Below are 24,022 nucleotides of genomic sequence, written 5' to 3'. Positions count from 1 at the left end.
ATTATTTATTATTTTAAGCTTCAAACAACAATTTGTCCAACTTCTTTATATTATTATGCTTATCTTCTATTTTACTTAACGTTAAATTATTAAAAAAAACGTTCATTTCATCTTCGGAAATACCAATAGACCACCCCATATTATGCTCTAAAACTCTATCTGAAAGATAAGTATTATCAGAGCATATAATTGGTATATTAAAAAAACCAGACTCATAATATTTATTAGGCATAGCAACCTTTTCATTATCTAAGGTATTGTCATAAGCGACAAAATTGACATTGCTATTCTCATATATTTCCTCTAAATCATCTGGATTTTTAAATGGACCGTGAAAAAAAATATTGTTAGTTGAATTTTGTGCTTTTTTCATCATTTCAATTATCTCTTTATTATGGCAATCACCATAAAAATCTAAACGAAACATTTCATTATTACTCAAAGTAGAGATCAGATTTTTTATTATCCCCGAGTATCTGAAAGCACCAATATAAGCCACTCTAATTTTATCCCTTTTAATTTCTTGAATCGGTTTTACTTTTCCATATGATTTAAATTTATTCTCCTTAATACTAATTTTATTTTCACTTATATAAGGTTTGTAATAATTTTTATAAAATCCGTAGGAGGTAAATGCAACTTGATTACTAAACTTGGTTAAAAAATAATCCGTATTCCTTAAAATTATTTTTTTTACTCCTTTTGAATATAGCCATACAATATCACTAATCTCATATGTTATAGATTTATTCAATATTAGACCTGTTAACATTCTTAAATCAAGCCCAAAAACATATATATTTTTTTTCTTTAACCCAAAGTTTTTATAAATTTTAAAAACTAAAGAAAAATAGCTTTTTAACCTATTTAAGTATTGTGAATTAGACAAATTACCCACAATATTTATTTCTACATTTGAAAAATTTTCTAGAGCTGAGAAATTATTTACTTTATGAATATTTCTATTAAAACCAAATACAATAACCTTTTTATACAAGTTAGATAATTCAGTTATTCTTTTCACAACTCTAGGCTGTTCCAAAGATTGAGCTAAAACTATTATTTCGTTTTTCTTCTCAGACATGCCATTACTTATTTACTCCAGCAAAATCAAGGATAACTTTTTCTCCATCATTAGGTAATGTTGAAAATTCTTTATGATTTACTAAATAAACCACAATGTCTGCTTTATCAAAAGCTTGTGCATAATCAGTTAATTTAAAAACATTATGCTCTTTTATATTTGGCTCTACTATGTAATATTCTTCATTGTTTGCATTTTGCAACACACGCTGTGCTATATATTTTGCAGGAGACTCTCTTAAATCATCAATATTTGGTTTGAAAGCAAGTCCCATCAATGCTATTTTCGGTTTTCTACCAAAATCCAACTCAAACTTAAGCTTAGTATTTTGAACCTTTTCTGCACACCAAAATGATTTGTAGTTATTTACCTCTCTAGCCGTTCCTATAATTTTAGATTCCATTGGGTAATCTGAGACTATAAAATAAGGATCTACAGCAATACAATGCCCCCCTACACCACATCCTGGCTGCAAGATATTTACTCTTGGGTGTTTGTTTGCTAAATTAATTAATTCCCATACGTTTATATCTGCTTTGTCACAAATTAATGACAATTCATTAGCGAAAGCAATTTGTACATCTCTTGATGAATTTTCAACCAACTTGCACATCTCTGCTGTACGAGCATTTGTTTTGTGCAACTCTCCTTTAACATATTTAGAATAAAAATCTAGTGCCATTTGTGTAGATTTTTCATCTATACCACCAATTACTCTGTCATTATATACTAGTTCATGCATAACATTACCAGGTAAAACCCTTTCTGGGCAATAAGCAATATTTAACTTATCTTTTAATTCTGGTCTATTTTCATATATAAAGTTCATCATTTTTTCTGTTGTACCTACAGGAGATGTTGACTCTATAATATATAAATCGTCTTCTTTTAGCAAATTTAAAATAGCAGATGTAGCTGCTTGTACAAATGAAATGTCGGGTTCATTTTTATCTTTAAAAGGTGTAGGTACTACTATAATATATGTATTTGCTTTAACTGGTTTTGTATCTGCCTTTAAGAAACCTTTAGTTACAGCTTGCTTTACTGCTTCTCCTAAGTCAGGTTCAACTATATGAATTTCACCTCTATTAATAGTATCAACCACAGATTGATTAATGTCCACTCCGTGAACATGTGCACCACCTTGTGCTATTAAGGCTGCTGTTGGAAGACCTATGTATCCAAGGCCAATCATTACTACTTCTGGATTCTGCATTACTTTAAATTTCCTATAAATTCTACAATTCTTTTACAAGCTTCACCATCGCCATACGGATTGTGAAGTTTACTCATTTCTTTATACTTGGAGTTATCTTCTAATAAATTTTGAGCTTCTAGTACAATCTTTTCTTTATTTGTTCCTACTAAAATTACAGTTCCCGCATCTACTGCTTCGGGTCTTTCTGTAGTGTCTCTCATTACTAATACTGGTTTCCCTAAACTTGGAGCCTCTTCTTGTACTCCTCCACTATCTGTAATTATTAATTTAGATTTATTCATTAACCATACAAATGCTGGATATGCAAGCGGGTTAATTAAATGTACGTTGTTTAAACCACTTAATATTCTTTTAACTGGTTCCTGTACTTTAGGATTTAGATGAACTGGATAAATTATTTGTACATCATCATTTTTTGAGGCTATCTCTTTTAATGCTTCACAAATATTAATAAAGCCTTGTCCATGATTTTCTCTTCTATGCCCAGTAACTAAAATTATTTCTTTGGTAAAATCTATAGATTCTTTTAAGTTTTCAATCTCATCATCTACAATAGTATCTACTTTAGATACGCTTTCTAAAAGAGCATCAATTACTGTATTCCCAGTAACTAAAATATCATCTTTATTTGTATTTTCTCTAACTAAATTATTAAAAGATGTTTGTGTAGGTGCAAAGTGGTAATCTGCAATTCGGCCAGTTACCGTCCTATTAATTTCTTCAGGAAATGGAGCGTATTTGTTAAAAGTGCGTAAACCTGCTTCTATATGACATACTTTTGCTCCAGAATAAAAAGCTGCAATACTAGAACCCATTGTGGTTGTAGTATCTCCATGAACATAAACAAAATCTGGTTTGTAAGATTCTAAAACTGGTTGTAAACCTGTAATAATTGCTGCAGTTAAACCATATAAATTTTGCCCAGGTTTCATTAAATTTAAATCATAGTCTGGAGTAATCTCAAAAAAGTCTAACACTTGGTCTAACATTTCTCTGTGTTGGGCAGTAACACAAACTTTAGTTTCAAATAATTCTGATTTTTGAAACTCTTTAACCAATGGAGCCATTTTTATTGCCTCTGGTCTAGTGCCAAAAATTATAAGGTTTTTTTTCTTCATTTATATAATGGTCTATATGTTTAACAATATCATTAATTGATTTAAAGTAACTATTTTCTTAATATTTTATTTTTGTAAATACTTGGAAAAAAAACTTTAAAGTATCCCATTAAATATACCAATGGCAACCTATATAAAAAGTGATTTTTCATATATACTAAATGTGATTCAAAATCAAAACCTATAGGATTATGCAACATTTTTAATCTCTCTTTAAAAGATAGGTTTACGAACTTAGCATACTTATCAATATGGTCATTAGTACAAGTTCCTAAGTAATTATCTGCTAACAATACAGGAACATTATTTTTTTTTGCCTTTAATGTATAGTCAAAATCTGCCAGACCATGAACATAACCTTTAGATAATTGTCCTATTTTATCTACTGCATTTTTACTGGCAAGCATAATATTAGCATTCCCAAGCTCACACTCTTGTGGATATTCTCCGTTTGGTATTAATTTTGTGTACCTTCCTTTAAATTTGTTGGTAAAAACACTACCTCCATATGTCATTACATTGGTTTCTTCATCTAATGTAGCACCTACATATACTCCTCCTTTTCCATACTTTGTTAAACAATAATTGTGAGTTTTAAATAGCTCCTCTAAAAAATTCACGTAAGGTTTAGTGTCATCGTTTAATAATAAATATGCATCATAATCATTTTTTAATGCTTCTGCCCAAGAATTTCTCATACCTCCTGCCCAAAACAACTCACCGTTACCTTTTAATAGATTTACTTTTGGATAATATTTTTGTATTGCTTCTGATGTTCCATCGGTAGAGCCATCATCTGTTAAATAAACAGACATATCTATGTCTAAACTGAGTTCTTGTTTGGCTTTAAAAAGAGATTCTAAAGCTGCTAAAGATTTTTCTTTTCTATTAAAGCATGTTAATAATACAGCAAATTTTTGCATAACAGTTTTTAAATAATATTATATTTAAAATTTAATAAGATAAAACTACAATATTACTTTATGTAAAAGCACAATATTGGATAAGGTTACGCAATTATGCGTTTATCTGTACTTACAGATTTTACTTACCTAAAATTCTTCTTAAAAGTACCCTAAACTTTCTAAAAGTTTCTAGTTTAATATAATGAACAGCATCATTATAATTAAGACGTTTAATATTGTACAAAAATTCTTTTTTAAAATTTAAAACTTTATCATTTTTTTGAGATACACTTAGGTTGTAAAGAAAAAAATCATCCCCATTTATGTCATTTATGATATTCGAATCCAAAGGCTTTAAGAATTTTCCAAATGATTTTTCAATCTTGTAATTAATTATCTTGTTTGTTAATAAATAATTTGAAGAATAAACATTTTTGTAACCATATAAATCTATCGTTGTATCTGTATCATAGTCATAAAAATATTTTTTTAAATAATTATTTTCAAAAAAAGCATCATAAACAGACTTTGAATCCTTTAACTCTGAAAAAAAATATTTCTTTTTTAAACCAAGTTGTAAAGAAACTTGATATAAGTTACTACCAATTCCAACGTGTGTACCAGCGTCACTAAAATTAGTTGAAAGAGAAACTTTAGGATATAAAAAAAATAAATTTTTCTCTACAAGATAAGCTATATTATACTTTAACCATGATTTCTCTGACCATGATCTAACATATTTTGGGACTTTTGTATTGTTAGCAATATCTTGGCCTTTATTATACCAATTTTTAAAATCTCTCCAGTGGTCAGCACTCCAAGCTTGCCCCCAAGATGATGCAAACTGAAAATACCAATTATCATAACCATCATCTATAGCATTAAAGTGCTCTCCTTTATGCACATTAAATTGATGGTTATACAATGAAATCCCTGCTACATATTGTTTATCTTTACTAAAATCTAAAGCACTTACTGTATAATTATAAAAATTAGGAGAAATAAGCAAATCATCTTCCAAAACTATTACAGATCCATAAACTGTACTAAGATCTCCACATTGAATTATATGCTTCCGTAATCCGAGATTTACTTGTTGATACTCTACTTTTTTGTTACCAAAATCCCAATTAAAATTATTTGCTACGTTTAAAACACTATCATTATCACTACCGTTATCAATACTTATTATTAAGTCTATATCAGTATTTGGGTAATCTGCTTTACTTAATGAGGTTAACAACCTTTGCAACGATTTTGGCCTATTATAAGCTACTACAACAATTGGTGTATTTTTACTTCTCATTTTTAATGTTTTTTATAAAACCGCTTATATCAGTAAAAAAAGTTGCATTATTTACAATCCAATCTTTGGGTTTATTCCACCATTTAAATTCTTGTAAAAAATCAATTTCTTCCTCTAAAAATCTTTTCTTGATAATTTTGGATGGAACTCCACCAACAATGGTATAAGGCGGTACATTTTTACTTACTAAAGCATTTGCCGCAATTATAGCTCCGTCACCAATTTCTACTCCATCTAAAATTGAAACGTTTGCCCCTATCCAAACATCATTTCCTATTTTGATAGTATATTTTTCGTTTTCACTAATTGGATCAGGAAACTCTTTAAACAATTGTTCTTTTGCATAAGTAAATGAAACTGGAGTACGTAAAGCAAAAAAAGAAGGATGTGTAGACACAAAAGTACCTACCGGATGCCTACCAAAAATGCACTGAACATTAGGCCCAATAGAGCAATATCGACCTATTTTAGTTTTAGAAATTTTAGTATGCTGAGCTATATAGGAGCCATAACCAATATATGAAGAGGTAATTGAGCTATAAGCTCCAAAGCCATTTGATCCTTCACAAATAGTAGAAAAACCAATAAATGATTTTTTCCCATACCTAATACCCAAGGCTTTTTTAAGACGCATACGCCTAAAATACATAATGCAACTTGTTAAAAAAGCACTATTTAATATTAGTCTTTTTATCCTTTGTTTCATTCTTTACTTATTAGGGAACGATTTCCCACTTAAAACTGATTTTTCCCAAATATACGGTGATAGTTCTGACCAACATTTTTGAGCATCAGAAAACTCATTATTTTCTCCCTTAACAATTTTTGTGATTTTGGTTTGTAAATCTTTTGGATTACTCACTAAATTAGATTGTAAAAAGTCAGTGTCATTTATTGTACTTAAAAACCAATCACTCAAATCGTTTTGCATCCAATTTACAATTGGAGAACTAAAACCAATTTTCGATTTTCTCCACGTAACTTCCTTAGGCATATAAGGGTCTAAAGCATCACGTACTATTCTTTTAGTATAACCACCTCCTATTTTGCTTGAATAAGGTAATGAGTTTACAAAATTTACAATTCTATGGTCCATAAATGGCATACGTATTTCTACGCTATTAATCATAGCGTACCTATCATAATTACGCAATAAAGTAGGCAATATATTTTCATGAAACATTGCATACAAATATTGTGCATGATTGTCTAGTTTTTTATAATTGGGGTGCGCACTATCTACAGACGGCATAGTTTTGCCTAAAATTTTCTTCACAATTTTTTTAGACATAAAGTCAGTATACAACTTACTACTGTTAGTTCTCTTGTACTGCTCTTTGTCTTCATTAATAGAATCTTGGTAAATATTTAAAATATCTTTTGTTTTAGACGGACTTAACTTAGCATCCCATAAAGCCTCTAAATTACCTTGTTGGTAACCACTTAATAGTTCATCTGCCCCATGTCCATCTAACGTAACTGTTACACCATTTTTTTTAACAGACTCATACAGCATTATCATTGGTATAGGAGATGTAATATATAAATCTTCAAACTTATAAAAATATTCTTCCAATTTATCCCAATGTTGTAGAGGGTTTATATCTACAAAAGTTGCACCTATACCTAAATTCTCTGTTACTTTTTTAGCGTAGTACGATTCATCTAATGGAGTTCCTGGAAACGAAGCAACAAAAGCATGCTGCCAATCTTTAGAATAACTTCCACTATTTTTAGCCAAATTAGCCATTGCAGATATTGTTGCGCTACTATCTAAACCACCACTTAATGCAGTACCTATAGTTACATCAGATCGCATACGCAGTTTACAAGCATCCATAAACAATTCTCTAAACTGCTCTACTTGCTCATCATAAGATTTTGGTACTTGCACTAAATGATCTAACGTATTATGATATCTATATGTGTTTAGCTTCCCCGCTTTATATACTGCACTATAACCAGCAGGAAAACGTTGTATGCCTTTAATTAAACACTTATCTGTAGACTCATAAAAGAAAATATTCTTTTTCATCCAATGAAAATCATCAGAAATCTCTAATTGTTTAAAGAAAGGAAAAATGGCTTTCATTTCTGAAGCAAAAATAAATTGACCGTTTACATTTGCGTAAAACAATGGTTTTTTACCATATCTATCTCTAGACATAAACAACTCCTTTGTTTCTTTATCCCATATTGCAAATGCCCACATACCATTAAATTTATGTACACACTCTTCTCCCCACTCTATATATGCTTTTAATAAAACTTCGGTATCTGAGGTAGATTTAAAAGAATGTCCCTTTAATACTAACTCCCTCTTAATTTCAATAAAATTATAAATTTCACCGTTAAAAGTAATTAAATACCTTTGGTTCTCACTTTTCATAGGTTGGTGTCCTGTTTCAGAAACATCTAATATAGACAACCTTCTATGACCTAATGTTACATCTTGGTCCACAGATTCTATTCCAAAACTATCTGGACCTCTATGGTATAATGTATCTAATGCAGGTTTAAATTTATCGTATGATGTATAAGGCACAGTGCCTAAAATTCCGCACATATATATATGGTGTTAGTGAATATTATATTATAGTTATTGGTTTTAACTTATATACGTATTAATTATTGTTTATAATAGACGTGTTACTCGTTGTTACAGATAAATAATGTTGTCTAACAAGTCCTACAAATAAACAAAACAAGATAAACAACGTAAATGTACCATCTATACCAGGCTCTACCATAAATAGTGAAAAAAAGCCTAAAGTATAGGTTAAACATAAAATCTGAAATGACATATCTATTTTTTTGCTAAAAAAAATATTATAAATCAAATTAATAAAGCGTAAAGAGTACAGTATTAGAATTACAAAAGGAATGAAACCTCCCACTCTCAAAGCATCTAACCATAAATTATGAGAGTAACCAAATTCTTCCAAATCCCACCCAAAGGGTTTTTCAAACATATTATCTATAGATTTCATCCAAAGTTTTGTACGGCCACCACCACTTGCTATATCTGCAGCTCCGTCATCTTCCATTCTACTTGCAAAAGTTGCTAAAATATCTGAGTCTAAATCTAGAGAAACCTGTGTTGCAACTATACCTAATAAAATGGCAAATACCGTAAATGTAACCGAGTTCTCTTTAAACGACCGTTTAGGAATTGCAACAACCAAACTAATAATTAAAGAAAGCATAAAAATTGCCAATTGCGTTCTACTGCCCAGACGTAATACACACAGCAAGCTCACAACAAAAACAACACTTAATACAATTAGTAAATACTTAGGTATAGCCTTATATGCTGAAAATAATAATGCGGGGATGCACATATTAAAAATAAACAGAGCCGCCATTTGGGTTGCATTTACAGGTTCCCCCCCCCAAAACATTGGTAAATTTCTATCGAGCTGACCAAATCCTCCCTCAAGTATATTTAAAACTACAGATACCATTGCGGGCAATGAGTACAAAAAAGTTACTGCAATTAAAACATAAAATAAGGTTAATTTATTTTTTGCAATTGTAGCCATGTATTTCCCCCATAAATAAAAAACTGGTGGTGTACAAGCATAGATTACCACAAACTGCAACCCTTTCCAAGGGTTTAATGCATAAAATAAGCTATAAGTAACAGAAAAAAATGTTAACAACAAAAAGTTACGATCAATAGCTTGCCTTAAGAATTGATTTTTAAAAAAAATTAGCCCAACACAACCATATGCAAATAAGTACCCTAAATTTAATACATTGAGTAGCGCGCCCAACAAAAAAAGCATATTAAAAAAACCTAATGTGTTACAATAAGCATAAATTTTTTTCATAACTAACTACGCTTAATACTTTTTTTTATTAAAGGTATAAAAAACAACGCCTTAACCATCATATAAAAAGTTACTCGTGTTTTTTTAAACAATACTGGTGCTACCAGCGATGCTATTGCTTGTGCTAATAATGTTGCATAAGCAGCTCCTAAAACACCATATTTGGGTATAAACACTATATTTAAAAGTACATTTGTTAACATACCCAGTGCCAAGCATAAAATATTATATTTCTGTAAATTTTCACTAATAAACCATTTTTGGTTGGCAACACCCAAAAACACAAAAACACCCGCCCAAATGTGTATTTTTAAAACAGCCGCGGACAATTCATAAGCTTTACCGTACAACAGTGCTATCCCCCAATCACTAAGTAATAATACAGGTACAACAACCACTAACCCCAATACAACCATTAAATTAAATAAATTTTGTAATCTAGATAAATACAATTGCTCATTTACTTTTTTGGCATTAAGTATAGCCGGGAATAAAGAACTACAAATAATCATAGGAATAAAATACCACGCCTCACTTAAACGAACTGCCGCGGAATATTGCCCTACAGCTTCTGCATTTAAAAACTCCTTAATCATTACTTGATCTATTTTCATATAAATAGAGATAACTATAGCACTAAGTATTAACGGCCAAGCATCTAACAGTAAATTTTTGGCTTTGTCCCATGAGAAAGACCATGTAACTATTGTATTACCCTGTTGATAATACAAATACACTTGTCCCATCATCAAAAAAAACACATCAAAAACTAGGACGTATACAAAATAAATTAAGCTATAGTTATTGAGTATAAAAAATATTTTAAAAGCAGCAGAGAGCAATAAGCCTATAAAACTAGGTATTACTATATTTTTACTAGTAACATTGCTATAAAAGTAAGAGCTAATTACACCAAAACTATTTATAAATGTAACTCCCCCTAAAATTAAAATGATTTTATTTGTTAATTCGTCATTTTTATTAATAAATACTGCAATTAACAAGCACAACATAATAAAGCAAGACCCCATTATTTGCAACCAAAATGATGTTCCTAAAATACTATTTTTGTCTTGTTTGTTTTTTATTAATTCTCTAATAATTATATCATTAAGCCCTAGTGTAGAAAATGCGGTAAAAAGCCCTACAAAACTTTGGGCATAACTTAGAATACCAAACTGATTTGGACCTAAATAGCGTGCTACCCAAACCCCTACAGTTAACGCCACAAGCATACGAGCAACTTTTTCTCCCATTAGCCATGACGTATTTTTTAAGTACCTTAAAAAACCACCTTGTAGTACTACACTTTTAATCTTTTGAATCATACAATTAGTATAACTTATTTGTTTTTAAAAAAACTCAATTACAATAAACTAATCTGTATTTGTTGCTGTATACCAATTATAAATCATTCCAATACCCTCCTCTAAATTAACCTTATGTTTCCAACCTAAATTATTAAGTTTGGTAACATCTGTTAGTTTTTTCATTGTTCCATCGGGTTTACTTGTATTAAAAACAAACTCTCCCTTATAACCCACTGTTTTTGCAATTAATTGGGCTAACTGAGCTATGCTAACGTCTTCACCAGTTCCTATATTTATGTGAGTGTTTCTTACCTCTTTAATGTCCTTTACTACATCTCCAAAATCCCTTTCCTCCATAATATACACACAGGCATCTGCCATATCTTCTGACCATAAAAATTCTCGTTTAGGCTTGCCGGTTCCCCAAATCTCTACACTAGCTTTAGATTGGTTCAATACAACTCCAAAGTCTGATAAAACTTGTTCTATTTCTTCCTTAGAGGCAGATCCGTTTATACCTTTTATTGGTAACTTGTTTAGGTCTGAACTGATATAATCCCAGTTTTTCTCTTCTAATGCTTTACCTAAGGCTACTTTTCTAATTAATGCTGGTAAAACGTGTGACTTTTCTAAATCAAAATTATCATTAGGACCATATAAATTTGTTGGCATTACAGAAATAAAGTTAGTACCGTACTGTAGGTTATAACTTTCACACATTTTTATACCTGCTATCTTGGCTATTGCATATGGCTCATTTGTGTATTCTAATGTGTCTGTTAATAGGTAGTCCTCTTTCATAGGTTGCGCACAGTTTTTTGGATAAATACATGTGCTACCCAAAAACAACAACTTCTCTACCTTATGTTTGTAGGACTCATGAATTACATTGTTTTGAATCATTAGATTTTCATAAATAAAATCTGCTCTGTACGTATTATTAGCCACTATACCTCCTACTTTAGCTGCTGCTAAAAATACGTACTTAGGTTGCTCTACCTTAAAAAAATGAGATACTGCTTCTGTATTAGTTAAATCTAACTCTTTATGAGTTTTAACTACTAAATTATGATATCCCTTACTCTTTAAATTTTTAACTATGGCACTACCTACAAGACCTCTATGACCCGCTATATATATTTTTGAACTCTTATCCATACTATTCAAAGTAGTTTAAAATGCGGTAACCACCGTCTTTTAAATACTGCTCTTTTTGCATTAACTTTAAATCACTCTGCACCATATCTTTTACTAAATCTGGAAGATCATACTCTACGGTCCATCCTAATTTTGTTTTTGCCTTGGTTGGGTCACCTATTAATAAGTCTACCTCTGTTGGTCTAAAATATTTTGGATCTACTGCTAATACCTCTTTACCTATCTCTAATTGGTATTTTGGATTATTACATTTTACAACATAAGCTTTTTCGTCTACACCAGTCCCTTTAAACTCTAACTCTATGCCAGCTTCCGCAAAACTCATTTTTACAAACTCTCTAACTTTTGTAGTTTTACCAGTTGCTATAACCCAGTCTTCTGCTTCGTCTGCCTGTAATATCATCCACATCATTCGAACATAGTCTTTAGCATGGCCCCAATCTCGCTCGGCATCTAAATTTCCTAAATAAAATTTATCTTGTAGTCCTAACGCTATTTTTGCCGTTGCTCTGGTTATTTTACGTGTTACAAATGTTTCTCCTCGGATAGGAGATTCATGATTAAATAAAATACCATTACATGCATACATATTGTATGCCTCTCTGTAGTTTACTGTTATCCAATATGCATACATTTTGGCAACTGCATAAGGGCTTCTTGGATAAAAAGGAGTAGTCTCTGATTGTGGAACTTCTTGAACTTTACCATACAACTCTGAAGTTGAGGCTTGATAAATTCTTGTTTTATTTGATAAACCCAACATACGAACTGCGTCTAATATACGTAAGGTTCCTATACCATCTGCGTTAGCTGTATACTCTGGTACTTCAAAAGATACGTGTACGTGACTCATTGCTGCCAAGTTGTATATCTCATCTGGTTGTATCTCTTGTATTAACCTTATTAGGTTTGTACTGTCCGTCATGTCTCCATAATGCAGAATAAAATTCCTATCTTCTATATGAGGATCTTGGTATAAATGGTCTATCCTATCTGTGTTAAATAAAGAAGATCTTCTTTTTAAACCGTGTACTTCATATCCCTTTTTTAATAAAAATTCACTTAAATATGCGCCATCTTGGCCTGTCACTCCTGTTATTAAAGCTACTTTCTTTTCTGACATAGTTATGGTGTATTCGTTTATAGTTGTGTTTAATTATATGTTTTGCAAATTATTATTACTGTAATATACACGCAAAGATAACATTTGTACGCGTAAACTTACACACATACAAATGTCAGGTATTTTATTGTATTTACTTGTATTAATCTACAAAAGGTATCATTAATTAGATAAGTTAACTCAAAATAAAGAATAAATAAAAAGAGGTTTAAGTACAATACTTAAACCTCTTTTTAAGGAATTAATTTTAATAACTTTTAAAACACTGTAATCGGCAATCCAGAACCGTCTTTACTATTGTTTATTTTAACTGTTTTATTAGAGCCAGTTACCTTTATTGCGCCTGTTGCCAGCGCTCCATTTATGGTACAATTTGTAATGGTATTGGTATTTCCAAAATTAGAACTATTTTTTGATCCTATATACCCAAATGTTTGTCCAACACCAGATAAACCTTTATAATTCACGGTAACATTATCTATTGTTAAATTTTCTACGCTAGACACAATACTTACCACAACACCACTAAATAAATTAAAAATATTACTTGCACTATAGTTTATCGTACTATTTTGTAGCGTTACGGATCCTGTAACTGTAGCATTAGAGCTAGATGAATAACGCAAAGCACCTACATAATTACCAGGATTATTACCACCCCACTTGTAATTAAATATACAATCTTCAATAACCACTGGCCCCTCTTTAGGATCAAAAATACGAGCTATTTCAACACCACAATTGGTAAACACATTCTCTTTAATTGTGTTATTGATTAATACACCATAGTAACCAGTAGTACCAGAACCTAAAGTTAAACCAGGATAATTAGACACATCACTAAAGGTAATTCTATTCCCAATAATTTTTGCGTCTTCCAATTCGGTAACAGCAATAGCTCCCATAGTAGGAATGTTATTTGATATTAAATCTGAATTTATTAACTCAAAATTTTTGTTGGTTTGTCCTTTTTTGGTACTAAAAACGCCTATTATAACTGCTGCTTGCCCGTTAAAATCTTGTTCTACACCAGGAGCCTCAAAATAAGAATCTCTAATATGCACATTACTAACCGTTATTTTAACTTGTCTCCGTTTTGCATATTTATATGTCTCATTAGTTAAATAAAAATTTACATTATTATCCATAGTAGCAGAACCATGAGGAGCTATGTACAAGCACTCTGCATCATCACCAATAATATTTGTAATTGTGTTACCCTCTAAAAACACGTCAGCATCTCCATCTTCATACAAGCCAAGTAAAATACCTTTACTTAATCCATTAACATTATTAGCAATACCGTCAGAAGCTGAACTTATATTATTTATGGTATTACGGTAAAACTCACCTTTATAAAATCCTTTAGATTGTGGGAGCATATTAACTCTAAATGCTATACCTCTGGCGTTAGATGTAGAATGGTAATTATGTACGTTTAAATCTGCAAAATAAAAACTTTGTTGTCCTCTTAACCAAATTAACCTCCCGTAAGTATCTGTACCATCAAACTCACCATTATAAAATCTTGGATTTAAATTGTAAAATGTAAAAATATAATCTACATCAAACGTATTTATTCTAAAATTAGAATTGCTAGTAGTTTCTATTTTTGCTCCGTTTAAATTCCAGTCAAAATTACCTTCTCTTTTGTATGTAGATGGTTTATTTTTAATATAAGAACCTTTTGGACTTGCATTTGCTATTTCTATATTATTAATAGTAGCATCAATAGCATCAGAATCGTCTATTCCGTCTCCAGAAATAGCCCCAAAAACCTCTATACTTAATCTAGATTTATCATATACTTGAGTAAAACTGGTAGAGGCTGAAAAGGCTTGTTTATAGGTATTTTCTACGTACGCATTGTTTAGGTTAATATTTTGACCTGTAATTACACCACCAGCAGGCTCTATAGTTTGGTTAGCAGCAAACGTACAATTGTTACACGTAAAAGAATTTGTAATAATTGCTTTTTTATTGGCATTATCGGCATTTGTAATATCTGCTTGCGAAGTTGGATAATAAGTACCCACTATTTTATTAGGGTTACTAAAATCCTTATCCTTATATGGATCTTCATCAGAACCCGTTACAGGATCACTTGGTTCTATAATTTCTTCTTTTTCTTCTAATACTAGGTCTGTTAACAAGTCTGAATCTTGAGAACAAGATATAAAGCACATAAATAGTAAAAAAAGCATAAACTTGCTTGTAAATTTAATTAACTGCATAATAGTAAGTTTTTGGGAAAACGTTTGTATTATTTTTTAGGGCGTAAAAGTAGGTTATCAATTTTAAAAAAACAGATGAAAAGCATAAATAATCGGTAAAATACATTTAAAATAACTTTTTTATAACATTACACTTTTATAATCTATTTAAACTACTAACGTTTAAAAACTTAATTATTGTAATTAATTAACAAATATTCGATTAAAGTACGTAGTTAAACCAACATTTGGATTATTTCATCTATACTTTTTTTATTTTTTACAATATTTACAATTATTTTCTTACAAAATTTTACTAATGACCAAAAAATCATTTAAAAAGAAAAGCAATTTTATTAACAAAAAAATGTTTTACTTGCAATCACATTTAATTGTGTAACTATAATTAGCCTAAAAAAGCTATTCTATTATTTAAAAAATAACTCTTTAGTTTTTATTATGAATTTATTAGAACAGATAAGAAATTATGCCTTTTGGACATTAGATTTTTTTAAAGGTAGTCCTATAAAGAAAGACTTAAAAGAGATTGAAGATTACCACAAAATTGAAAGCTATTCTACCCTAATTAACAAGCAAAAACCACAGTTAAATAAACTTTTAAATTTAACCGTTAATAATACCAACTATTACAAAAAATATAAAAATTATAACTCATTATTAGATTTTCCTGTAGTTACTAAAAAAGATATTAAAGACAACTTTTTAGACATAAACATTTGCAACAGAGAAGATGCAAATGTTAACAAGGTTAAAACAAGCGGATCTACTGGCTCCCCTTTTGAAATATACCAGACTAAGAGAAAAAAAATAAGAAATACGGCAGATACACTTTTTTACGCTAAACTATCGGGCTTTACATTGGGCCAAAAATTACTTTACTTGCGTTTATGGGCTGCTTACTATAAAAAACCAAAACTTACTGCATGGCTTCAGAACTCTACACAGCTAGACGTAAGCGACCTTAATGATGAATATTTACGTAAATTGATTATAAGCTTAGAAAATGATAAAAGTAACAAAGGCTGGTTAGGCTATGCATCTGGATTTGAAACGATATGTAAATACTTAGATAAAAATAATTATGCTCCACTAAATTGCAACATTACCTCTATAATAGCAATATCAGAAAGACTTGGTAATGACGTTAAAGAAAAAATGGAGTATTATTTTAAATCCCATACAGTGTCTAGATACTCTAATGTTGAAAATGGTATTATTGCGCAACAAACTAAAGACGATTCCTTTTTTACTATTAATTGGGCAAGTTATATTGTAGAGGTTTTAGATTTGGAGAAAGATGAACCAGCTAAAACTAACAAGGTAGGTAGAATTGTTATAACAGACCTATATAATTTAGCGACTCCTATGATAAGGTACGACACAGGAGACTTAGGAATACTCTCCGTAAATGATAATGATGAAATACCAAAACTAAAAAGTATTCAAGGAAGAAGGATGGATGCCTTATATAAAACAAATGGAGAAATTTTAAATCCATTTACAATGCATGCATATGTATATGACTTTCCAGAAATAGAGCAACTACAATTTATACAATTAGATAAATATCAGTTTAAAATAAAAATTAACACAAATGTTAAGTTTACAAAAGAAAAACTACTAATAAGTAAATTTAAAAATGATATTGGATTGGATGCAGAGATAACTGTAGCGTATGTTAAAGAAATACCGTCTTTAAAATCTGGCAAAAGAAAAATATCTGTTAATTTATACAAACCCTAATTAAACATATAGCTGAGCTTATTTATATGGAAAAAATTAATATTTTATTTACGTGTGCCGGAAGAAGAAACTACCTAATTAATTATTTTAAAGAAGCCTTACATAAAAAAGGAGTTATTATAGCTACAGACATGCAGAGTAACGCACCTGCATTAGTAGATGCAGATATTGCTGTTACTGTACCCAGTATATATGACAGCGCCTATATAAACACCTTATTAACCATATGTAAAAAATATAAGGTTGATGCAATAATATCTTTAAATGACCTAGAGCTTCCTATATTATCAAAAAGTTTAGACATTTTTAAAGAACAGGGCACTAGGGTTATTCTATCATCACAAAAAGTAATTAATATAGCTTTTGACAAATGGGAATCTTATAATTTTTTTAAAGCATCAAACTTACATACACCTAAGACTTATATAGATTATAAATTAGCATATGAAGATTTAAAAACTGGAAAACTAAGCTTTCCTTTAATTTTAAAACCAAGGTGGGGAAGCGCCTCTATAGGCATTGAAACGGTTTATAATTTTGATGAGTTGGAATTGGTATATAAACTTCAAAAAATAAAATTAAAAAATACAATTCTAAATACCGTAAGCAAAAACAATATTGAAGAAGCTATTTTAATACAAGAAAGAATAGATGGCATTGAGTACGGGCTAGATGTATTAAATGATTTTAATGGAAACTATTATGGGACCTTTGCTAGAGAAAAAATTGCTATGCGATCTGGAGAAACCGATAAGGCAAAATCTGTAATTAACCACGAAATAAATAAAGTAGGAGAAACAATATCGAACAACTTAGGTCATATTGGCAATTTAGACTGCGACATTTTTATTAAAGATAATATCATATATGTTTTAGAACTAAATCCAAGGTTTGGAGGCGGATACCCTTTTTCTCATGAAGCAGGTATTAACACAGCTGCTATTTATATAGAGTGGATTAAAAATAACACCAACGTTAATAAATTTAATAACTATAAAGAAAACATAACTTTTGCAAAGTGTGATAAGCTCTTAAAGGTATAAGAAGTTCGTTAATCTATATAAAAGTACCATACATCTATATGCTTAAAGCATATTAAAATCAGGAATTTTTTTTAACTATTTTTGATTTCTAAAACTAGGGTGTTTAATGAATAATAAAGCTGGTATTGGTTCTTTTTTTCATCAGGTAAACGCTGATGATCTTGTAGATTTTAATTTAAATGAATTTATTCCAAAATTTAAACTGTTTTATACTGGAAGGCACGCTATAAAATTTATTATTGACGAAATAAAATTAACTAAGGATATTTCTAAAATTTGGTTGCCTAATTACTATTGTCAACATGTTACTAGCTGGCTAAAAAAATGTTACTCTAATATCTACTTTTACGAAATAGATCCTTTTTCTAATGCTGAGAATTTAGATTTAAACACTTTTTCTAACCCAAGAGATATTGTAATATTAAACAATTTTTGGGGTATTTATAATTATAATATACCAACATCTAAAGCTAAAGCAATTTTTATAGAAGATCACTCCCATGGGTGGCAAAGTACCAATTGCTTAAACAGTAATGCAGACTATTGTGTAGCATCTTTACGTAAAACACTACCTATACCATTAGGAGGAATTTTATGGCAACCAAATAGCAACAAAAATTATAAGAATAATTTAATTGAAGATTTCGACTTTTATGAAAATTGGAGAAAAATTAAGTTAGCAATGCATTTAAAAAGTGATTTTATTAGAAATAAAAATGACGATAAAAGTAAATTTCTAGACCTAATAAACCAATCTGAGCAATATTTGCACAAACAATATTCCCCAATAAAATTATCTAAAGAAAATGAGGAATTAATATTGCGTTTTTTAAATAAAGATTACCAAATTTACAAAAAAGACAACCTAAAGTTTCTTTTAAAAAATTTAAAATTAAACAAAAAATTTAAAGTTTTAAACTCTAAAATTGATTGTACATTTGGCTTACAATTGGTGTTTAAGAACAGAGAAGATTTTAACGAAGTAAAAAAAACTCTTATCACAAAGGACATTTATCCTTCAGAACTTTGGCCAAATAATAAAGAAAGAGATGATTTGTCTTACCTCCTAAATATACATATAGACTTTAGATATAATCTAAAGCATATGCAACATATAACTACAACAATTAACACTATACCCTAAAAGATTATGTATAATTTTATAACAAGAATTTTTGATGTTATTTTTGCTATAACAGGTTTATTTATTTTATCACCTTTCTTCATATTTGTATACCTGTATCTGTTTATAACCAATAATGGAAATGTTTTCTTTTATCATGCCAGACCAGGTAAAAATGAAAAGATATTTAAGGTGATTAAATTTAAATCTATGAATGATAAAAAAGACGAAAACGGTGAATTTTTACCTTTTGACCAAAGAGTAACTAAATTTGGTAGTACTATTAGAAAACTTTCTTTAGACGAAATACCACAATTACTTAATGTAATTAAAGGAGATATGAGCTTAGTTGGACCTAGACCATTACTTGTACAATACTTGCCACTTTACAACGATTTTCAAAAACAAAGACATAATGTTAAGCCTGGAATTACAGGATGGGCTCAGGTTAATGGAAGAAATGCGATATCTTGGGAAAAGAAATTTGAATTAGATGTTTGGTTTGTAGAAAATAAATCTATCCTATTGTATATTAAAATTTTATTTTTAACAGTTAAAAAAGTCCTTTTTAAAGAAGGTGTTAACAGTAGTGAAAATTTAAATATGACAACTTTTACTGGCACTAAATAATAACAAGCTCAAAAAAAACTTCCCCTAATGCAAAATAAAAATACTGTAATACTTGGTGCTGGATCTTATGGCGAGGTATTTTTAAATTATTTAAAAGAACAAGGCTTTAATATTGTTGGGTTTTATGATGACAATAAAAAAAACAAAGGAAAGCTAGTTCATAACACTCCTATATTAGGAACTTTTAAAGACTTATTAAATAAGGATGTAAAAAATAAAATAGACTGTGTTTTTTGTCCTATTGGAGATAATAAAATAAGGGCAAAATATTTAAAAAAATTGTATGACTTTGGATATGAAATTCCTAACTTTATACATAACTCAGTTATTTATGATAAAGATAGCATTCAAGGCAAAGGCATATATTTATTACCTGGAGTAATTATTATGCCACATGCAAAAATTAAAGATTTTGTAATAATAAGTATGGGCAGTAAAATTGCCCATCATACATCACTAGAAAAAGGCGTTTTTATTTCTACAGGAGTAAATGTAGGTGCAAATATAACTATTAATGAAAAAGCCTTTTTAGGTATAAGTTCCACTATTATGACCGGTGTTACAGACATTGGCAAAAACACAATAGTAGGTTGTGGCGCAGTTGTTATAAAAAATGTTCCCCCAAATCATATTGTTGCTGGTTTACCAGCTAAAACATTAAGAGTAATGGACACAAAAGAACAAAGCACTAACAAAGTTATTGAAGATAAACCTTTTAAAATAAGTGTTTGCAATTTCAACAATTTAAAAGATATAAAAAATTATAAAAAATTACTAAAAAACCACTTTCAGGATAATATATATTACTCTTATGAATATCTTATTTATTTTGAAACGAAAACAGATAAATTGAGATACTTTGTTTTTGAAGAAAATGAAGAACCTATTGTTATTATGCCTTTTTATATAAGATCTATAAAAAACAGTTCTTATTTTGATGTAATTACTCCATATGGGTACGGAGGTCCTCTATTTAAAAATGATTTAGATATTGATAAGTTATCTAAATTCTGGAACTTAGTAGATCAATGGTATTTAGATAATAGTATTGTATCTGAATTTGTTAGATTTAGCTTAACAGATAACCACATTAATTACTCTGGTACACTTGTAAAGAGCTTATTAAATGTAAAAGGAGAAGTAAAACATAGTGAAGAAGAACATTGGACTGCTTTCTCTAAAAAAGTTAGAAATAATTATAGAAGAGCGTTAAAAAGTAATATTAAATTTAATATATACAGAGGAGAAGAAATTACTGATAGTATAATTTCTGATTTTCATAATATATATATTGAAACAATGGAAAGAAATAATGCTAAAGATATTTATTATTTTCCTAAGCAATTTTTTGAAAGTATTATATACTCTAACCCTAATAGCTTTGCTATAGCATTAGATTATATAGATGACACAGCGGTTTCTGCTGAGTTAATAATAATTAATAATAAAACTTTGTATGCCTTTTTAGGAGGTACAAGAGCTAAATATTTTTCAGACAGACCAAATGATTTTTTAAGAGTAGAAATTCTGAAATGGGCTATAAAAAACAACAAAAAGTTTTACGTTTTAGGAGGAGGACAACATGATGATGATTCTTTATACAAAAGTAAAAAGATGTTTTTTCCAAAAGATGAAGACACCCAATTTTATACAGGCAGAAAAATTATAAATGAAAATGTTTATAAAGATTTGTGCTCAAAAAATAACTCGAACATATTAGAAGTACATTCTCGTGAAAAATTAACTGAATTTTTCCCTGCTTACAGACAATAAAAAAAGCCCATTACAGGCTTTTTTTTATTTGTAAATTTTCTTTTCTTAAATACCTAACAATTTCGTCAGCAATAATATCTCTTCCTAAATTATTCCAGTGCTGATCATAAATTAACGTTTTTGGTCTAGAATCGTTTTGAAAAAGAGCGCTAAAGTCAATACTTTCAAAATCGTTCCTTTTTAAATATTCCAAAAACTCTTTAGAACAAAGACTATAATCTAAGAGTAAAACATTCTTTTCTTTATCATAGTTATAAGTTTTAACCAATTTTTTAAAATTAGCTAAGTAAATAGAATCCTTATTCACCTCTACGTTATCATTGGGCTTAGCTCTTTTTATAAGGTTTATTGTTGATGCTATTTTATTTTTAATAGGATCAAACAATCCTATATCCTTAGCATAAACAATTAATTTACTTTGTTTTAGCAATCGATTAACAGGTGTATTTAATGACAACCTGCTTGAGACTTTATACTCTCCTACCGTTAAATCATCAGTATACCTCATATAAACAATAACCTTATCAATATCTTTAAATAAATGATTGTACGACTGGATTAAATTAAATTCTTCCGATAAATTATAACCCGCATAACCAAATTCTAACACTTTAATTTCTGGTATTTCTCTCTCTATTTTTCTACTAATAGAATTTGTATAGTTTTGATGGAAGCCTTCTATAAATGAATCTCCAACAATTGCTACCTCTATACTATCCTTAGATACCGTATAATCATCGTATACAGAATTAAACCCAAAATTATTAATTCTATATTCACCTACATTTTGTCTTCTATTTCCTGTAATGGAATATCCTTTTTGATTAGGAATCCATTTTTCTACTCCATATTCATCTAAATACCTTTCTGGTCGCTCATTATGTAAATGAAAAATTCTTACCAATATTTCTAAAGAAACCAATAAAATAATAGTATATAATACTACTTTCAATATTACCTTTTTCATACTCTTAAAATTGAAAATAAATAAATGACCTATCTACTCCATCATCATAAAACAACAGCATTAAAAATACTAGTAAAATATATACAGACAATCTCACATATTTATTTTTAAAACCAATAGGATTACGTTCTTTACCCCTTATAATGTATTCATAAACAATAAAAAATAGTAATAACAGCCCGTAATCTATTAATCTATACCCATTTGGATGACTGTATTCTCCTATTGAAAGCCCAGTCACAATACGTTTTAAGTAATTAAACGCATCAGAAATAGTTTCTGCTCTAAAAAATACCCAACCAATGGTTACAAGTATAAATGTAACTATTGTTTTATAGGTGTTTTTGGCAAGTATAACAATATTAAAACCAGACTTGTTAACTCCTACATACCTTCTATTAGTACCCATCAAAAAGCTTGGTAAAAACAACAACGCATGAAAAAGTCCCCAGACTATAAATGTCCAATTAGCACCGTGCCAAAAACCGCTTACTATAAAAATAGCAAATACATTACGAATACCTTTTAATTTAGAGCCTCTTGAACCTCCCAAAGGAATATACAAGTAATCTCTAAACCAAGTAGATAATGATATATGCCAACGCCTCCAAAACTCCCCTATATTCTTCGATAAATAAGGAAATTTAAAATTAGACATTAATTCAATCCCAAATAGCTTTGATGTTCCAATAGCTATATCAGAATATCCACTAAAATCACCATAAATTTGAAAAGCAAAAAAAATAGCTCCCATTAATAACACTGGTGAAGACAATGTACTATAGTTAGCAAAAATATCATTTACAATTGGGGATAAAGAATCTGCTATTACTACTTTTTTAAATAATCCCCATAACATTAATCGTAAACCATCCTTAGTCTGGCAATAGTTAAATTTTCGTTTATTAAGTATTTGAGGTAATAAATTTGTTGCTCTTTCTATAGGACCAGCAACTAGCTGCGGAAAAAAACTAACAAAAGCAGCAAAGGCTATAAACTTTTTAGTAGGCTCTAAATTACGTTTATAAACATCTATAGTATAACTCAACGTCTGAAACGTATAAAAGCTAATACCTACAGGCAAAATAATATTTAAAGTACCAACTTGTATTTCTTGCCCAAAAAATGTAAATGCATCTACAAAGCTCTCTACAAAGAAATTGTAATACTTAAAAAAACCAAGGAAACCTAAATTAATTATAATACTTGTCCATAAGTATAACTTACGTTTACCCTCTTTTTCTTCTTTACCTAATAACACACCCAAAGTGTAATCAACTAATGTACTAAAAGCTATTAAAGATAGAAAACGCCAATCCCACCAACCATAAAATACATAACTAGCTACTAAAAGCAAGAAGTTTTGTAATCTCAAATTTTTATTCACTACAAACCAATACAATAAAAATACTATAGGCAAAAAAATAGCAAAATCTATGGAATTAAAAAGCAT

Annotated in this window: 18 protein-coding genes and 1 pseudogene; 5 read left to right on the top strand and 14 right to left on the bottom strand. The window is 29.5% G+C overall.

The genetic code is table 11. From position 1 onward, the window contains the following. Window positions 1-13 precede the first annotated feature (13 nt). The 12 genes and pseudogenes from PBN93_RS13165 to PBN93_RS13110 all read right to left on the bottom strand — a co-directional run bounded on the left by PBN93_RS13165 (window position 14) and on the right by PBN93_RS13110 (window position 15,290). Window positions 14-1,084 (bottom strand): glycosyltransferase family protein, encoded by a 1,071-nt coding sequence (locus tag PBN93_RS13165; protein WP_077402290.1) that lies wholly within the window; start codon window positions 1,082-1,084, stop codon window positions 14-16. A gap of 4 nt (window positions 1,085-1,088) precedes the next feature. After that, window positions 1,089-2,300, bottom strand: coding sequence for a UDP-N-acetyl-D-mannosamine dehydrogenase (gene wecC / locus PBN93_RS13160; protein WP_077402287.1), 1,212 nt, complete (start codon window positions 2,298-2,300; stop codon window positions 1,089-1,091). Continuing rightward, window positions 2,300-3,421 carry a non-hydrolyzing UDP-N-acetylglucosamine 2-epimerase gene (gene wecB / locus PBN93_RS13155; protein ID WP_077402284.1) on the bottom strand — a complete coding sequence of 374 codons (1,122 nt, stop codon included), beginning with the start codon at window positions 3,419-3,421 and terminating at the stop codon, window positions 2,300-2,302. The genes wecC and wecB overlap by 1 nt, the downstream gene beginning before the upstream one ends. Window positions 3,422-3,471: 50 nt before the next feature. Continuing rightward, the gene (locus PBN93_RS13150; RefSeq protein ID WP_077402281.1) at window positions 3,472-4,344 is read right to left on the bottom strand and encodes a glycosyltransferase family 2 protein; all 873 of its coding nucleotides are present in this window, start codon (window positions 4,342-4,344) and stop codon (window positions 3,472-3,474) included. A gap of 121 nt (window positions 4,345-4,465) precedes the next feature. Next, on the bottom strand, window positions 4,466-5,632 hold the full coding sequence (locus tag PBN93_RS13145) for a glycosyltransferase family A protein (protein WP_077402279.1): 1,167 nt from the start codon (window positions 5,630-5,632) through the stop codon (window positions 4,466-4,468). A gap of 108 nt (window positions 5,633-5,740) precedes the next feature. After that, a pseudogene (locus tag PBN93_RS16310) lies at window positions 5,741-5,915 on the bottom strand (DapH/DapD/GlmU-related protein); the annotation flags it as partial. Window positions 5,916-6,341: 426 nt separating this feature from the next. Beyond that, the gene (gene asnB / locus PBN93_RS13135; RefSeq protein ID WP_077402276.1) at window positions 6,342-8,198 is read right to left on the bottom strand and encodes an asparagine synthase (glutamine-hydrolyzing); all 1,857 of its coding nucleotides are present in this window, start codon (window positions 8,196-8,198) and stop codon (window positions 6,342-6,344) included. 58 nt (window positions 8,199-8,256) lie between these two features. After that, window positions 8,257-9,174 (bottom strand): O-antigen ligase family protein, encoded by a 918-nt coding sequence (locus PBN93_RS13130; protein ID WP_271080847.1) that lies wholly within the window; start codon window positions 9,172-9,174, stop codon window positions 8,257-8,259. Window positions 9,175-9,467: 293 nt separating this feature from the next. Next, the gene (locus tag PBN93_RS13125; protein WP_271080846.1) at window positions 9,468-10,793 is read right to left on the bottom strand and encodes a flippase; all 1,326 of its coding nucleotides are present in this window, start codon (window positions 10,791-10,793) and stop codon (window positions 9,468-9,470) included. Window positions 10,794-10,841: 48 nt separating this feature from the next. Then, the gene (locus tag PBN93_RS13120; protein ID WP_077399291.1) at window positions 10,842-11,933 is read right to left on the bottom strand and encodes a GDP-L-fucose synthase family protein; all 1,092 of its coding nucleotides are present in this window, start codon (window positions 11,931-11,933) and stop codon (window positions 10,842-10,844) included. A 1-nt stretch (window position 11,934) separates the two neighbouring features. After that, window positions 11,935-13,056: a GDP-mannose 4,6-dehydratase gene (gene gmd, locus PBN93_RS13115; RefSeq protein ID WP_077399294.1), complete on the bottom strand. Its 1,122-nt coding sequence runs from the start codon at window positions 13,054-13,056 to the stop codon at window positions 11,935-11,937. Window positions 13,057-13,313: 257 nt separating this feature from the next. Next, window positions 13,314-15,290 carry a hypothetical protein gene (locus tag PBN93_RS13110; RefSeq protein WP_271080845.1) on the bottom strand — a complete coding sequence of 659 codons (1,977 nt, stop codon included), beginning with the start codon at window positions 15,288-15,290 and terminating at the stop codon, window positions 13,314-13,316. 438 nt (window positions 15,291-15,728) lie between these two features. Between PBN93_RS13110 and PBN93_RS13105 the strand changes: the two genes are divergently transcribed. The 5 genes from PBN93_RS13105 (at window position 15,729) to PBN93_RS13085 (ending at window position 21,602) form a co-directional block, all read left to right on the top strand. Next, window positions 15,729-17,033, top strand: coding sequence for a phenylacetate--CoA ligase family protein (locus PBN93_RS13105; RefSeq protein ID WP_271080844.1), 1,305 nt, complete (start codon window positions 15,729-15,731; stop codon window positions 17,031-17,033). Between the two features lie 26 nt (window positions 17,034-17,059). Next, window positions 17,060-18,076 (top strand): ATP-grasp domain-containing protein, encoded by a 1,017-nt coding sequence (locus PBN93_RS13100; RefSeq protein WP_271080843.1) that lies wholly within the window; start codon window positions 17,060-17,062, stop codon window positions 18,074-18,076. Window positions 18,077-18,182: 106 nt separating this feature from the next. Beyond that, window positions 18,183-19,220 carry a hypothetical protein gene (locus PBN93_RS13095; RefSeq protein WP_077402447.1) on the top strand — a complete coding sequence of 346 codons (1,038 nt, stop codon included), beginning with the start codon at window positions 18,183-18,185 and terminating at the stop codon, window positions 19,218-19,220. A 6-nt stretch (window positions 19,221-19,226) separates the two neighbouring features. Further along, window positions 19,227-19,829 carry a sugar transferase gene (locus tag PBN93_RS13090; RefSeq protein ID WP_077402444.1) on the top strand — a complete coding sequence of 201 codons (603 nt, stop codon included), beginning with the start codon at window positions 19,227-19,229 and terminating at the stop codon, window positions 19,827-19,829. A 27-nt stretch (window positions 19,830-19,856) separates the two neighbouring features. Next, window positions 19,857-21,602, top strand: coding sequence for a NeuD/PglB/VioB family sugar acetyltransferase (locus PBN93_RS13085; RefSeq protein WP_271080842.1), 1,746 nt, complete (start codon window positions 19,857-19,859; stop codon window positions 21,600-21,602). A 10-nt stretch (window positions 21,603-21,612) separates the two neighbouring features. Here PBN93_RS13085 and PBN93_RS13080 read toward each other — a convergent pair whose 3' ends face one another. Both PBN93_RS13080 and PBN93_RS13075 read right to left on the bottom strand, forming a co-directional pair. Continuing rightward, the gene (locus PBN93_RS13080; protein ID WP_271080841.1) at window positions 21,613-22,569 is read right to left on the bottom strand and encodes a hypothetical protein; all 957 of its coding nucleotides are present in this window, start codon (window positions 22,567-22,569) and stop codon (window positions 21,613-21,615) included. A 4-nt stretch (window positions 22,570-22,573) separates the two neighbouring features. Beyond that, window positions 22,574-24,022 (bottom strand): MBOAT family O-acyltransferase, encoded by a 1,449-nt coding sequence (locus PBN93_RS13075; RefSeq protein ID WP_271080840.1) that lies wholly within the window; start codon window positions 24,020-24,022, stop codon window positions 22,574-22,576.

Origin of the sequence: Cellulophaga omnivescoria (assembly GCF_027915275.1) — a bacterium.
Lineage (GTDB): Bacteria > Bacteroidota > Bacteroidia > Flavobacteriales > Flavobacteriaceae > Cellulophaga > Cellulophaga omnivescoria.
Note: the sequence above shows the minus strand (reverse complement) of the source record. Positions and strands in the feature narration are given on the sequence as shown.

Coding starts and splice junctions, on each gene's coding strand:
- PBN93_RS13165 (WP_077402290.1), bottom strand. CDS start 1,084: ATGTCTGAGAAGAAAAACGAAATAATAGTTTTAGCTCAATCTTTGGAA.
- wecC (WP_077402287.1), bottom strand. CDS start 2,300: ATGCAGAATCCAGAAGTAGTAATGATTGGCCTTGGATACATAGGTCTT.
- wecB (WP_077402284.1), bottom strand. CDS start 3,421: ATGAAGAAAAAAAACCTTATAATTTTTGGCACTAGACCAGAGGCAATA.
- PBN93_RS13150 (WP_077402281.1), bottom strand. CDS start 4,344: ATGCAAAAATTTGCTGTATTATTAACATGCTTTAATAGAAAAGAAAAA.
- PBN93_RS13145 (WP_077402279.1), bottom strand. CDS start 5,632: ATGAGAAGTAAAAATACACCAATTGTTGTAGTAGCTTATAATAGGCCA.
- asnB (WP_077402276.1), bottom strand. CDS start 8,198: ATGTGCGGAATTTTAGGCACTGTGCCTTATACATCATACGATAAATTT.
- PBN93_RS13130 (WP_271080847.1), bottom strand. CDS start 9,174: ATGGCTACAATTGCAAAAAATAAATTAACCTTATTTTATGTTTTAATT.
- PBN93_RS13125 (WP_271080846.1), bottom strand. CDS start 10,793: ATGATTCAAAAGATTAAAAGTGTAGTACTACAAGGTGGTTTTTTAAGG.
- PBN93_RS13120 (WP_077399291.1), bottom strand. CDS start 11,933: ATGGATAAGAGTTCAAAAATATATATAGCGGGTCATAGAGGTCTTGTA.
- gmd (WP_077399294.1), bottom strand. CDS start 13,056: ATGTCAGAAAAGAAAGTAGCTTTAATAACAGGAGTGACAGGCCAAGAT.
- PBN93_RS13110 (WP_271080845.1), bottom strand. CDS start 15,290: ATGCAGTTAATTAAATTTACAAGCAAGTTTATGCTTTTTTTACTATTT.
- PBN93_RS13105 (WP_271080844.1), top strand. CDS start 15,729: ATGAATTTATTAGAACAGATAAGAAATTATGCCTTTTGGACATTAGAT.
- PBN93_RS13100 (WP_271080843.1), top strand. CDS start 17,060: ATGGAAAAAATTAATATTTTATTTACGTGTGCCGGAAGAAGAAACTAC.
- PBN93_RS13095 (WP_077402447.1), top strand. CDS start 18,183: ATGAATAATAAAGCTGGTATTGGTTCTTTTTTTCATCAGGTAAACGCT.
- PBN93_RS13090 (WP_077402444.1), top strand. CDS start 19,227: ATGTATAATTTTATAACAAGAATTTTTGATGTTATTTTTGCTATAACA.
- PBN93_RS13085 (WP_271080842.1), top strand. CDS start 19,857: ATGCAAAATAAAAATACTGTAATACTTGGTGCTGGATCTTATGGCGAG.
- PBN93_RS13080 (WP_271080841.1), bottom strand. CDS start 22,569: ATGAAAAAGGTAATATTGAAAGTAGTATTATATACTATTATTTTATTG.
- PBN93_RS13075 (WP_271080840.1), bottom strand. CDS start 24,022: ATGCTTTTTAATTCCATAGATTTTGCTATTTTTTTGCCTATAGTATTT.